The 13156-nt window shown below is 72.4% G+C and carries 12 protein-coding genes; 6 read left to right on the top strand and 6 right to left on the bottom strand.

Features of this window, described 5'->3' with window-relative positions:
- Window positions 1–112: 112 nt before the first annotated feature.
- Window positions 113–847, bottom strand: coding sequence for a class F sortase (locus BT364_RS05315; RefSeq protein WP_072483913.1), 735 nt, complete (start codon window positions 845–847; stop codon window positions 113–115).
- A gap of 353 nt (window positions 848–1200) precedes the next feature.
- Between BT364_RS05315 and BT364_RS41345 the strand changes: the two genes are divergently transcribed.
- Both BT364_RS41345 and BT364_RS05305 read left to right on the top strand, forming a co-directional pair.
- Window positions 1201–2538 (top strand): hypothetical protein, encoded by a 1338-nt coding sequence (locus BT364_RS41345; protein WP_072483912.1) that lies wholly within the window; start codon window positions 1201–1203, stop codon window positions 2536–2538.
- 355 nt (window positions 2539–2893) lie between these two features.
- Window positions 2894–4855: an elongation factor G gene (locus BT364_RS05305; protein WP_072483911.1), complete on the top strand. Its 1962-nt coding sequence runs from the start codon at window positions 2894–2896 to the stop codon at window positions 4853–4855.
- A 25-nt stretch (window positions 4856–4880) separates the two neighbouring features.
- On the opposite strand, the gene BT364_RS05300 is transcribed toward BT364_RS05305, so the two are convergent.
- On the bottom strand, window positions 4881–5729 hold the full coding sequence (locus tag BT364_RS05300) for a transglutaminase family protein (protein ID WP_072483910.1): 849 nt from the start codon (window positions 5727–5729) through the stop codon (window positions 4881–4883).
- An 18-nt stretch (window positions 5730–5747) separates the two neighbouring features.
- Window positions 5748–6749: a GNAT family N-acetyltransferase gene (locus BT364_RS05295; RefSeq protein WP_072483909.1), complete on the bottom strand. Its 1002-nt coding sequence runs from the start codon at window positions 6747–6749 to the stop codon at window positions 5748–5750.
- A 117-nt stretch (window positions 6750–6866) separates the two neighbouring features.
- On the opposite strand from BT364_RS05295, the gene fdxA reads away from it, so the two are divergent.
- Together fdxA and BT364_RS05285 are read left to right on the top strand one after the other, a co-directional pair.
- Window positions 6867–7187, top strand: coding sequence for a ferredoxin (gene fdxA / locus BT364_RS05290; RefSeq protein WP_018956287.1), 321 nt, complete (start codon window positions 6867–6869; stop codon window positions 7185–7187).
- A gap of 150 nt (window positions 7188–7337) precedes the next feature.
- Window positions 7338–8432 (top strand): bifunctional succinyldiaminopimelate transaminase/glutamate-prephenate aminotransferase, encoded by a 1095-nt coding sequence (locus tag BT364_RS05285; RefSeq protein ID WP_072483908.1) that lies wholly within the window; start codon window positions 7338–7340, stop codon window positions 8430–8432.
- A gap of 90 nt (window positions 8433–8522) precedes the next feature.
- Here BT364_RS05285 and BT364_RS05280 read toward each other — a convergent pair whose 3' ends face one another.
- A complete protein-coding gene (locus tag BT364_RS05280; protein ID WP_072483907.1) occupies window positions 8523–8897 on the bottom strand; it encodes an ATP-binding protein in 375 nt (124 codons plus the stop codon).
- A 300-nt stretch (window positions 8898–9197) separates the two neighbouring features.
- On the bottom strand, window positions 9198–10145 hold the full coding sequence (locus BT364_RS05275) for a hypothetical protein (protein WP_079179319.1): 948 nt from the start codon (window positions 10143–10145) through the stop codon (window positions 9198–9200).
- 61 nt (window positions 10146–10206) lie between these two features.
- Here BT364_RS05275 and dapE point away from each other — a divergent pair, with 61 nt between their 5' ends.
- Window positions 10207–11286, top strand: a complete 1080-nt coding sequence (dapE, locus tag BT364_RS05270; RefSeq protein WP_072483906.1) for a succinyl-diaminopimelate desuccinylase — start codon at window positions 10207–10209, stop codon at window positions 11284–11286.
- 112 nt (window positions 11287–11398) lie between these two features.
- On the top strand, window positions 11399–12148 hold the full coding sequence (locus BT364_RS05265; RefSeq protein ID WP_072483905.1) for an LOG family protein: 750 nt from the start codon (window positions 11399–11401) through the stop codon (window positions 12146–12148).
- Window positions 12149–12192: 44 nt separating this feature from the next.
- Here the strand turns inward: BT364_RS05265 and folP are convergent, their stop codons facing one another.
- On the bottom strand, window positions 12193–13065 hold the full coding sequence (folP, locus tag BT364_RS05260) for a dihydropteroate synthase (RefSeq protein ID WP_072483904.1): 873 nt from the start codon (window positions 13063–13065) through the stop codon (window positions 12193–12195).
- Window positions 13066–13156: the final 91 nt, after the last annotated feature.

Raw genomic sequence — 13156 nt, 5'->3', positions numbered from 1 at the left:
CTCCGGTGCTCGGGAAGCAAGTCGGGGCAGTACGGAATCGGCTCCCGTACTGCCCCGTACGACCTCGCGGCCCGGCGGATGGTTGTGCCGCACCGCCGACGAGTGCCGGTGGTCAGCCGTTCTTGAAGGAGTCGAGATGGGCGAACGCCACCACATTGTCCTCGTAGTCCTTCGCGGTCTTGTTGTACGCGCCTCCGCAGGTGATCAGGCGCAACTGGGCGGAGTTGGTCTCGGCGTAGACCCGGTCGTCAGGGAACTTCGCCTTGCTGAACTGCTCGACGGAGTCGACCTTGAACGTGGCGACCGAGCCGTCCGCACGGGTGATGTCGACCTTGGCTCCGGGCTGGAGGTACCGGAGCTGGAGGAAGACGGCCGGCCCGGTCAACGTGTCGACGTGGCCCGCCACGATCGCGGCACCGCGCTCGCCGGGGGTCACGCCGTCCTTGTACCAGCCGACCAGGTTGTTGTCGTTGGGAGGCGGCGCGTTCAGCTGGCCGGTGGGGCCGAGGGACAGATCGGTGAACGGCGTATTGACGCCGATGGCCGCGATCTGCAGCCGCTGCGGGACGGAACGGGCCATCGCCGGGCCGACGGTGGCCTTCGACGAGGTGACGGGGGCGGGGGCGGCATGGGAGCCCAGGACCTCGGGGGCGGCGGACGAGGCGGCGGCGGACGAGACGGCGGCGGGCGGGGTCGGCGGCTTGTCGTCGACCGGGGTGCCGAAGGAGTTGTAGATGAGAACCATGCCGAGCCCGGCTGTCACGGCGGGCCACATCAGGGCGCGGCCCAGTGTGGTTCGGGGGGCAGTCCGGGTGGGGGTGGAGCCGGTCGACTGCGGGGCGGCCATGGGAACGTGCCTTTCGATTGTGCGGTGTTGAAGGGGATGGGGAGGAGGAGGGAGGGGGAGGGGGAGGGGGAGGGGGGAGAGGAACGGAGGGGGGAGGAGCGGGGGAGCGGAGGGTCGGTCCGTGGCTTATCCGGGATTTATCAGGGGGGAAAAGCAGCCGCCGCGGCCGCCGCCCCGAGGGGCAGCGGCCGCGACAGCGAAACGACCGGCTGGATCTGGCCCGGTCAGGCCATCGCGCCACCCGTCGACTGGCGGCGGCGCAGCTTGTACGCGCCGACGCCGACACCGCCGAGCAGCAGCGCCGAGCCGGCGGCCAGACCGCCACCGGTCATCGCCATGCCGCCACCACCGGCGTGCACACCACCACGGGGCCGGTCGCCGCCGCGGTCGCCGTAGCCACCGCGGTCGCCGCCCCGGTCGCCGCCGCGACCGCCTTCGTCGCCGCCGCGGCCGCCTTCGTCGCCGCCGCGACCGCCTTCGTCGCCGCCACGGCCGCCTTCGTCGCCGCCGCGGCCGCCGCCGCGGCCGCCCTCGTCGTCGGCGATCACGGAGGCCATGAATCCGCCGCCGGCGCGGACGCCGCCGGACGGACGGTCGTGGTCGCCGCGACCACCGCGGTCGCCGCCGCGGCCGCCCTCGTCGCCGCCGCGGTCGCCGTAGCCACCGCGGTCGCCGCCGCGGCCGCCTTCGTCGCCGCCCCGGTCGCCGCCGCGGCCACCTTCGTCGCCGCCACGGCCGCCTTCGTCGCCGCCACGGCCGCCTTCGTCGCCGCCCCGGTCGCCGCCGCGGCCGCCTTCGTCGCCGCCCCGGTCGCCGCCGCGGCCACCTTCGTCGCCGCCACGGCCGCCTTCGTCGCCGCCACGGCCGCCTTCGTCGCCGCCCCGGTCGCCGCCGCGGCCGCCTTCGTCGCCGCCCCGGTCGCCGCCGCGACCGCCCTCGTCGCCGCCACGACCGCCCTCGTCGCTGGTGAACACGGCCGCCATGAAGCCGCCGCCGGTGTGGACACCGCCACGCGGACGGCCGTGGTCGCCGCGACCGCCGCCGCCCTCGCCACGGTCGCCGCCACGACCGCCTTCGTCGCCGCCACGGCCGCCTTCGTCGCCGCCACGGCCGCCTTCGTCGCCGCCCCGGTCGCCGCCGCGGCCGCCTTCGTCGCCGCCACGACCGCCGCCGCGGCCGCCTTCGTCGTCGGCGATCACGGAGGCCATGAATCCGCCGCCGGTGCGCACGCCACCGTACGGCCTGTCACGGTCGCCGCGGTCGCCGCCGCGGTCGCCGTGGTCGCCCCGGCCGCCGCGGTCGTCACCGCGGTCCCCGCGGTCACCGCGGTCGCCGCCGCGGTCGGACTTTCCGTAGTCGTCGCCGTGCGAGGACGAGTAACCGTTGTCGTGGCCCGAGTCGCCCGACGCGACCATGGCGTACGCGGACGGGCCGGTGATGGCGAGGACCGCTGTGACAGCGGCCGAAGCGAACAGTGTGCGGGCAGAGCGCATCTGAACACATTCCTTCCGCCGCAACTGCGAAGAGTGACGGGATGTCGACTCAGTGTGGCGCAGTGGCGACGTGATCCACCGTCAGCCCGAATTCGAATTTGCGCCATCGGGGAGTGCAGCATTGGAGCTACGCCGTGGGGCTCTTCGGGTGGAGTGGAGCCGATAATCACCCGTTGGACTGCACACGGCGACGCGTGAGGTTTGGGTGGCGCGGTCCCACCCGTCTGCCGACCCCTTTCGTGCGGCGGCGCGGTCGTCGCGCGCCTCGTGGCGGCCTCTCGGATCCACTGAACCTGCTTCGCCAGAAAGGGAGTTGACGGATGCCGCTCGGCGCGCCGGTCGGACGGGGCGAGTCCGGCGGTCTGCCGGATTCCCCGCGAGGGCACCTCGGATTCGGGTCGACGTCGTAAGCGGCCGCTAAATCGGTTGTCGAGGGGTTTGCCCCTCTGATGTACTCGCCACTGAAGTCGACCGACAAAGGAGCGGGTCATGCGAGGAACTCTCATGTTCATTCAGGCGGGAATTGCCACCGATCTTGAGGACATGGAGTTTCGTGCACACGCTGAATCTGGGAATTCTGGCGCATGTCGACGCCGGTAAGACGAGCCTGACCGAGCGGCTGCTCCACACCGCCGGTGTCATCGACGAGATCGGCAGCGTCGACGACGGCAGCACCCAGACCGATTCCCTGGCACTCGAACGGCAACGCGGCATCACGATCAAGTCCGCCGTCGTCTCGTTCGCCGTCGACGACACCACCGTCAACCTGATCGACACCCCCGGTCACCCGGATTTCATCGCCGAGGTGGAGCGGGTGCTGAGTGTGCTCGACGGCGCCGTGCTGGTCATTTCCGCGGTGGAGGGCGTACAGGCGCAGACCCGCGTTCTGATGCGGACACTGCGGCGCCTGCGCATTCCGACGCTCATCTTCGTGAACAAGGTCGACCGCGGCGGCGCGCGCGGCGAGGCCGTGCTGCGGAGCATCGCCGAGAAGCTGACCCCGGCCGTGGTCGCCATGGGCTCGGTCGACGGACCGGGCGGCCGGGACGCCCGCTGCACGGCGTACACCGGAGCCGATACCGGCTTCACCGACCGGCTGACCGAACTGCTCGCCGACCACGACGACGCCCTTCTGGACGCGTACGTCGAGAACGCCGCGCCGCTCCCTTACGGCAGGCTGCGCCAGGAGCTCGCGGCGCAGACCGGGCGGGCGCTGGTGCATCCGGTGTACTTCGGCTCGGCGATCACCGGCGTCGGGGTGGACGCCCTGATCGGCGGGGTCCGGGAGCTGCTGCCCGCGAGCGGGGGCGATCCCGGCGGGCCGGTCTCGGGCACGGTCTTCAAGGTGGAGCGCGGACAGGGAGGCGAGAGGACGGCGTACGTCCGGATGTTCTCGGGCACGCTGCGCATCCGCGACCGGCTGCCGTTCGGCCGGGGCGACGGGCGTGCCGAGGGCAAGGTGACCGGGATCAGCGTCTTCGACCGCGGCTCGGCCGTGCGCCGGGCGGAGGTCGGCGCGGGCCGGATCGCGAAGCTCCGGGGGCTCGACGGTATCCGGGTCGGTGATCCGGTCGGCGCGCCGGACCGGGCCGCACCGAGCCGGTCGTTCGCTCCGCCGACGCTGGAATCGGTCGTGGTGCCCTGCCCTCCGGCGAGCCGGGGCGAACTGCACTTCGCGCTTGCGCAACTCGCCGAGCAGGACCCACTGATCAATCTGCGTCAGGACGACGTCCGGAAGGAGGTCTCGGTCTCGCTCTACGGCGAAGTGCAGAAGGAGGTCATCCAAGCGACGCTGGCCGACGGATTCGGAATCGGTGTCACCTTCCGCGAGACCAAGACCATTTGCCTGGAACGGCCGAACGGCAGCGGAGCGGCGTACGAGATCATCGATCAGAACGGGAATCCCTTTCTGGCGACCATCGGCCTCAGGGTCGACCCCGCCCCTGTCGGCAGCGGAATCGCGTACCGGCTTGCGGTGGAGCTCGGATCGATGCCCTTCTCCCTGATGCGGGCGGTGGAAGAGACCGTGACGGAGACCCTGCGGCAGGGAATTCACGGCTGGCAGGTCACCGACTGCGTCGTCACCATGACGCATTCCGGCTACTGGTCCCCGTTGAGTACCGCGGGCGACTTCCGCAATCTGACCCCGCTGGTCCTGATGAGCGCGCTCAAGCAGGCCGGCACCACGGTGCACGAGCCGACCCACCGCTTCCGCCTGGAATTCCCCGCGGACCTGCTCGGCCCGCTCCTGCCCGTGCTCGCCCACCTGGGGGCCGTGCCGGGGACACCGGCCGTGCACGGTTCCGCATGCGTGCTGGAGGGCGGGATCCCGGCGGCCCGCGTCCACGAACTCCAGCAGCAGCTTCCGGCCCTGACGCGCGGCGAAGGGGTCCTGGAGTCCGAATTCGACAGCTACCGCGCGGTCGTCGGTACGCCCCCGGACCGGCCGCGCACCGACCGCGATCCGCTCAACCGCAAGGAGTACCTGCTGCGCACGGTACGCAGGGTCGTCTGAGGGGGCCCGCAGGGCGGGGCGGCGCTCAGTTCAGCAACGAGCGGGCCGCCCGGGCCCGGTACCGGATGGCCTCCGCCGCCGCGGGCTCGACCCGGTCGACCACGTCCGCGTACTCCTCCATCTCCGCCGCCCCGCGCAGGAACTGCCCGCTCTGGACGAGCAGCTGCGCACGCTCGTAACGGAGCCTGGCGGGATGCGAGGGGAGCAGCAGCGACAGGTCCACCGCCCACAGCGCCACATCGGTGTGCTCGGGGCGGGTCGCCGCCCACGCCCTGATGTTGTTCAGGATCCGCAGCACGATCTCCAGAAGCCGCGCGGGCGCCAGCATCGACTCCTCCAGCGGTTCCCCGGTGGCCCCGGCGACCAGCAGCTCGGCGTCCTGCCCGGTCATCGGCCGGCCCCCGTCGAAGGGGTCGGCCAGCACCCGCTCGGCCGGATCGCCGAAGCCGACGACGAAATGGCCGGGCAGCGCCACCCCGTACACCGGAGCGCCCGCCCGCCGCGCGACCTCGATCCACACCACGGACAGCAGGATCGGCAGCCCGCGCCGCCTGCGCAGCACCTCGTGCAGGAGCGACGACTCCAGCCGCTGGTAGTCCGCCGACGAGCCCGCGAAGCCGCACCGTTCACCCAGCAGTTCGGCCAGTGCCGAGGCCCAGGCCCGGCCGCCCCGGATCCCGTACGGAAGCCGTCCCGCCAGCTCGTCCAGCTCGATCTGCGCCGCGTCGATCCCGTGCGCGTCGAGCGCCGGATCGGCCACCGCGCCCAGCAGCAGGCAGAGCAGCGCGAGGTCCGGCCGCTCGGCGCGCGCCTCCTCGGCGAACTGCCGGCGCAGCTCGTCCCGGTCCGGGCGCTCAGCGGGTTCAGGGTTCATCGGGCCCGCCCGTCCCCGTCACGCCGACCGGAAGTGGTGGTACAGGTGATGGACTGCGAACCCCATGCCCTCGTACAGCGCCCGCGCCCCCTCGTTGTCCGTCTCCACCTGGAGCCACGCCGCCGAAGCGCCCTCCTCCAGGGCCTTGCGGGCGAGCGCGGTCATCACGGCGGAGGCGAGCCCCCGGCGCCGGTGCGCGGGATCGACCTCGACGGCCATGAAGCCGGCCCACCGCCCGTCCACCACGCACCGCCCGATCGCGGCGGGCGCCGCGTCCTCGCTGTCGCCGGGCACCGAGGCGAACCACACCGAGGGGCCGCCGCGCAGCACCGCCAGGACGTGCGGGCCCGGGGTCTCGAAGCGCTGGTAGCGGGAGAGCCAGCTCTCGTCGAGGTCCCGGCTCAGCCGCACCCGGGACACGTCCGCGTCCAGATCGCCGATCGGGGCGAGCCCGGCGGTGCGCACCTGAGCCGTCACCTCGCGGCGCCATCCGCGCTCCTCCAGCTCCGCGCAGAGCAGCTCCTGGGTGCCCTCGGCGCCGGTCGCGGTCTGGATGTACGCGGGCAGGTCCCGTTCCCCGTACCACTGCCGGACATGCCCGAGCGCCTCGTCGAGCGGGACGCCCGGATCGCCGAGCGGCAGCACGGAGTTGGCGCGCCGGGTGAACCCCCGCGCCGCGCGCAGCCGCCAGTCGCCCAGCGGTTCGCTCTCCACCGGCTGCCAGGCACGGGCACAGACGGACGCGAGCTCTTCGAAGGAGGCCGCAGGACCGCGCCGCCGGGCCGGAGCCGCGGGCACCACCTTGCCCGCCACCAGAACCGATTCCGGGATGCGGACGGATTCACCGCTCTTCGGTGTGATCGAGAGCACACCATCGTCCCACGATGTGAGAACCCCTACCGTGTCGGCAAACGTCGCTCCTTGTGGGTCGGTCTCGCACACACGCCGGACTGATACCCGTTTGCCCACGTCAGCAGGTGTGATTCGGACCCTGAGCTGTCCGCCGATGGTGAATTCCACAGCTCTGTACGCCCCTCCTGTTCGGTTCGTGCCCCGGAACGGAGATACTAGGGGCGGGCATCGACGACGCCGCGCTCCCGCGCGAGAGCCAACGCCCTACCGAGGAGGAACGACAGCGTGACCTACGTCATCGCGCAGCCTTGTGTCGACGTAAAGGACAAGGCCTGCATCGAAGAGTGCCCCGTCGACTGCATCTACGAGGGCCAGCGGTCCTTGTACATCCACCCGGACGAATGCGTCGACTGTGGCGCCTGTGAGCCGGTGTGCCCGGTCGAGGCCATCTTCTACGAGGACGACACCCCGGAGGAGTGGAAGGACTACTACAAGGCGAATGTCGAGTTCTTCGACGACCTCGGGTCGCCCGGTGGTGCCTCCAAGCTGGGCCTGATCGAGCGCGACCACGCGTTCATCGCCGCGCTGCCGCCGCAGAACCAGTAGTCGGCGGCCAGCACGTGCGCCGCCCCGGTCCCGTACGGCTCGTCACCGTGCGGGACCGAGGCGTTTTTGCACCCGGGTGACGAGCGGTCCGAGACCCCCCGCGACCCCGTGCGTGTCCCGCGTGACCCCCGTACGAGAAAGCAGAGATCCGTGTCCGCAGTCTCCTCCCGTCTCCCGGTCTTCCCCTGGGACAAGCTCGAGCCCTGCAAATCGACGGCTGCGGCCCACCCGGACGGCATCGTGGACCTGTCCGTCGGCACCCCCGTCGACCCGGTGCCCGAGCTGATCCGGCGGGCGCTGGTCGCCGCGGCGGACAGCCCCGGCTATCCGACGGTGTGGGGGACCACCGAGCTGCGCGACGCGATCGCCGGATGGGTGGAGCGGCGGCTCGGCGCGGTCGGGGTGACGCACGGGCACGTACTGCCGGTCGTCGGCTCCAAGGAGCTGGTGGCCTGGCTGCCGACCCAGCTCGGACTCGGCGCGGGCGACAAGGTGGCCTACCCGCGGCTCGCCTACCCGACCTACGAGGTGGGCGCCCGGCTCTGCGGCGCCGAGCCCGTCGTCTACGACGACCCGACCGAGCTGGACCCGGCCGGGCTGAAGCTGCTCTGGCTCAACTCGCCGTCCAACCCGACCGGCCGCGTCCTGGCCAAGGACGAGCTGACCCGGATCGTCGCCTGGGCCCGCGAGCACGGCGTGCTGGTCTTCAGCGACGAGTGCTACCTGGAGCTGGGCTGGGAGGCCGAACCGGTCTCCGTGCTGCACCCGGACGTCTGCGGCGGTACGTACGAGGGCATCGTCGCCGTCCACTCGCTCTCCAAGCGCTCCAACCTGGCCGGATACCGCGCGGCATTCATCGCGGGCGACCCGACGGTGCTGAGCGAGCTGCTGCTGATCCGCAAGCACGGCGGCATGATGACGCCCGCCCCGGTCCAGGCGGCGACGGTCGCGGCGCTCGGCGACGACGAGCACGTCGCCGAGCAGCGGGCCCGGTACGCGGAGCGGCGCGCGGCCCTGCGCACCGCGCTGGAGGCGCACGGCTTCCGCATCGAGCACAGCGAGGCGAGCCTCTACCTGTGGGCGACGCGCGACGAGCCGTGCTGGGAGACCGTGGCGCACCTGGCGGAGCTGGGCATCCTGGTGGCGCCGGGCGACTTCTACGGACCGGCCGGCGACCGCTTCGTACGGGTGGCGTTCACGGCGACGGACGAGCGGGTGGCGGCAGCGGTCAAGCGGCTGTCCTGAGAGCGGCGGTACACGCGCGGGGCCCCGGGAGTGCGCACTCCCGGGGCCCCGCGCGTGTGTGTGGTGCTGCCGGCCGGTGGCCGGGCCGGGTCAGCCGAGCGGCAGGCCCTGGGTGGGCAGGCCGCCCTGGGTCGCGGCACCGGCGGCGTCGCCGAGGACCTCGCCCGCGCTGCCGGCGGCGCCGCCCGCGGCCTTCTGCACGGCGGGGGCGGTCTTGCCCGCGGCCGGGAGGGTCGTGCCGACGATCTTGCCGCCGGTGTCGCCCGCCGCCTCGGTGCCCTGCTGGGACGCGCTGTCGACCGTCTTGCCGAGACCGGCACCGTCGACGGTGGTCAGACCGCCGAGCTCCGGGGTCTGCGGGAGCTCCGCGGCACCCGCGGCTCCGGCCGCACCGACCACGGGGGCCGCACCCGCGGCGATCAGCAGCGCGGCACGGGCGATCCGGCGGGTCAAGGGGAGGGACATGATGCTCCTTCGACGGGATGAGGAATAGGTCTGTCCGTTGATCGGACGCAAATGACAACCGTCGAAAGGGCGGGGGAGGTTGCGGTGGGTCGAGGTAAAGAGTCGGTAATGCGTCACATGATCTGCAACGGAGGAACCCGGGCGGACGCGGCATTCCCAGGGTAGTCGATGAACCGTCACTTCTCTTTGGTCACAAGGGAATTGAGGCGCCGAAAGGCAGTGCCGGGAAGGGGGCGCACGAGGGCGCGCACGAGGGGCGCTCGAAACGGACCGGAAGACACCTGCGGGTGATCGGGTGAACTAGTGCGCGAGCCGGATCCGGACGTCGGTGGTGCCCGAATCCTTGCGTTCCGTCCGCCAGCCCGACCCGGCCTCCCAGACCCGGCCCGCGTACGAGACGTCCGCCAGCCGGAGCGCCTCGGACTGCGCGACCGCCCAGTGCGCGAGCTCCCAGCCGCGCCGGGCCGCGCCGTCGTCCCCGGCCGTCCGGGCCGCGGGCACCGGCACCGAGACCGTGCTCGACGCCGCCGCACCGGCCGCCGGCCTGCCGTCCCCCGGCGCCGTCGTCACCGTGGGCAGCACGTCCTTGCCGAAGGCGCGCACCAGCTCCGCCCGCACCTTCGCCGGGTCGGGGCCCGCCGCCGTCGCTCGCGGCGGCGCGCAGTTCAGCGAGGCGGGCGTACGACCGGTCAGCGCCGCCGCCAGCAGGGCCGCGTCCGGCTCGTGCTTCGCGTACGCCTGCGGGAAACCGCTGCGCTGGACCCGCTGCGCGGCGACCGTCAGCGGCAGCCGCGAGTAGCCGGGGACCTCGGCCAGATGCCGGTAGAACTCCCCGGCGGAGTAGACCGGGTCCAGGATCTGCTTCTCGGTGCCCCAGCCCTGCGAGGGGCGCTGCTGGAACAGCCCCAGCGAATCCCGGTCGCCGTGCTCGATGTTGCGCAGCCCGGACTCCTGCAGCGCGGTCGCCAGCGCGATCGTCACGGCCCGCTCCGGCATCCCGCGCGAGGTGCCGACCGCGGAGATCGTCGCGGCGTTGACGGCCTGCTCCGGGCTCATCCGGTAGGTACGGCCCTCGCCGTCCGAACCGTCGGCCGACTCGACGGTGCACCCGTCGATGATCTTGCTGCCGGTTATGTGCTGAACGGTCAGATAGCCGCCGAGTGCGGCGAGCACGACAAGGGCGACAGCGATACGCAGGAGGCGGCTGCGGCCGGTGTGTCGGCGGGCGGGGGAGGCGGTCCGGGGCACGCGCCCACCGTACTGGAGTACCCGTCCGGGGCCGAGGGCCCTGTCCCTTAGGGTCGGTGCCATGCCCGAAACCACACTCGACCTCACCCTGGACGGTCCGGCGCTCACCGCCCGGCTCGTCGACTTCCCGTCGGTCAGCGGTCAGGAGAAGGACCTCGCGGACGCGATCGAGGCGGCCCTGCGGGCACTCCCGCACCTGACCGTCGACCGGCACGGCAACAACGTCGTGGCCCGGACGAACCTGGGCCGCGCCGAGCGGGTGGTGCTCGCCGGGCACATCGACACCGTCCCGATCGCCGACAACGTGCCGTCCCGGCTCGACGACAACGGGGTGCTGTGGGGCTGCGGCAGCTCCGACATGAAGTCGGGCGTCGCCGTCCAGCTGAGGATCGCCGCGACCGTGCCCGAGCCCAACCGCGACCTGACCTTCGTCTTCTACGACAACGAAGAGGTCGCCGCGCATCTCAACGGGCTCGGCCACATCGCCGACGCCCACCCCGACTGGCTGGCGGGCGACTTCGCGGTCCTGCTGGAGGGCTCCGACGCCGAGGTCGAGGGCGGCTGCCAGGGCACCCTGCGGGTCTTCCTCCGTACCGAGGGGGAGCGGGCCCACTCCGCGCGCGGCTGGATGGGGTCCAACGCCATCCACGCCGCCGCCCCGATCCTGGCCCGCCTCGCCGCGTACGAACCGCGCCGCCCGGTCATCGACGGCCTCGAATACCGCGAGGGCCTGAACGCGGTACGGATCGAGGGCGGCGTCGCCAACAACGTCATCCCGGACGCCTGCACCGTCGTGGTCAATTTCCGGTACGCACCCGACCGGACCGCCGAGGAGGCGCTGGCCCACGTCCACGAGGTCTTCGCGGACTGCGGCGTCGCCGAATTCGTCGTCGACGACCACTCGGGCGCGGCCATGCCCGGCCTCTCCCACCCGGCCGCCGAGGCGTTCATGGCGGCGGTGGGCGGCACCGCCCGGCCCAAGTTCGGCTGGACGGACGTCTCCCGCTTCGGCTCCCTCGGCGTCCCCGCGGTGAACTACGGACCGGGCGACCCGCTGTTCGCCCACAAGCGCGACGAGCACGTGGTGGTCGAGCGGATCACCCACTGCGAGGAACGGCTCCGCTCCTGGCTCACCGGCTGACCCATGGCATTCCCCTGTCCGTAACCTCCATGGATCTACCCTGACCTGACACGGATGACCATTGATCCCCCGGGATCCACCGGTCATCGATCGTCGTCGGAGGGAGCAGGTCATGGGCAACCCCGAGGGGGCACGCGTCCCGGAGGAGCAGCGGCTCGGACCGGTACTGCGCCGCAGGGAACAGGTACAGCCCGGCACCACCGATCAGCGGTTGCTGGACACCGAGGGCGACTCCGAGTGGGTGCACACCGACCCCTGGCGGGTGATGCGCATCCAGTCGGAGTTCGTCGAGGGATTCGGCGCGCTGGCCGAGCTGCCGAGCGCGATCAGCGTCTTCGGTTCGGCCCGCACCCCGGCCGGCGGACCCGACTACGAGGCGGGCGTACGGATCGGCAAGGCCCTGGTCGAGGCCGGCTTCGCGGTGATCACCGGAGGCGGGCCGGGGGCGATGGAGGCGGCGAACAAGGGAGCGCGGGAGGCGAAGGGCGTCTCGGTCGGACTCGGCATCGAGCTGCCCTTCGAGTCCGGCCTCAACCCGCACGTCGACATCGGCGTCAACTTCCGCTACTTCTTCGTCCGCAAGACGATGTTTGTTAAGTACAGCCAAGGGTTCGTCGTTCTGCCCGGCGGGCTGGGCACCCTGGACGAACTCTTCGAGGCGCTCACCCTCGTCCAGACGGGCAAGGTCACCCGCTTCCCGATCGTGCTGTTCGGCACCGCGTACTGGAGCGGTCTCGTGGACTGGCTGCGGGACACGGTGGTGGCGCAGGGCAAGGCGTCCGAGCACGACCTGCTGCTGTTCCACGTCACGGACGACGTGGACGAGGCCGTTGCCATGGTCTCGAAGGAGGTCGGCCGGTAGGAACCGTCCGGGGGGCGGGGCCCGGCGCGTGCCCCGCCCCCCGGTCACGCCAGTCCGCGCCGCGCCACGGCCGGCTCGCGGTGCCCCGCGATGGACGCCACCATGTCCAGCACCTGCCGCGTCTCCGCCACCTCGTGCACCCGGTACACCTGTGCCCCGAGCCACGCGGAGACGGCCGTGGTCGCCAGCGTCCCGATCACCCGCTCCTTCACCGGCCGGTCGAGCGTCTCGCCGACGAAGTCCTTGTTGGACAGCGATACGAGCACCGGCCAGCCGGTCTCCGTCATCTCGCCGAGCCGGCGCGTCGCCTCCAGGGAGTGCCGGGTGTTCTTCCCGAAGTCATGACCGGGGTCGATCATGATCCCGTCGGGCCGCACCCCGAGCGCGACCGCGCGCTCGGCCAGCCCCACCGTCACCCGCAGGATGTCCGCCATCACGTCGTCGTAGGCGATCCGGTGCGGCCGGGTGCGCGGCTCGGCGCCGCCAGCGTGCGTGCACACCAGACCGGCGCCGTACCGCGCGGCGACCTCGGCGAGCTTCGGGTCGACGCCGCCCCACGCGTCGTTCAGCACATCCGCGCCGGCCTCGCAGACCGCCTCGCCGACATCGTGGCGCCAGGTGTCGACGCTGATCACCACGTCCGGGTGGCGGCGGCGCACCTCCGCGACGAACCCGACCGTGCGACGCGCCTCCTCCTCGGCGGTCACCTCCTCGCCGGGGCCCGCCTTCACACCCCCGATGTCGACGATCGCCGCACCGTCCGCGATCGCCTGCTCGACCCGGGCGAGCGCCGGTTCGTCCCGGAAGGTCGCGCCCTGGTCGTAGAAGGAGTCCGGGGTACGGTTCACGATCGCCATGATCACCGGCTCGTGCGCACCGAATTCGCGCCGCCCCAGCCTGAGCGCACCGCTTCGCATCCCGCGTTTCTCCTCTGGTAGATCGCCACGTGAGTCACCTGCGACCCTAAGGGCTGTCCGGGCGGCCACCGGCTGTCGGCGCCGCATGGCA

The organism is Streptomyces atratus, assembly GCF_900119365.1.
Lineage (GTDB): Bacteria > Actinomycetota > Actinomycetes > Streptomycetales > Streptomycetaceae > Streptomyces > Streptomyces atratus_B.
Note: the sequence above shows the minus strand (reverse complement) of the source record. Positions and strands in the feature narration are given on the sequence as shown.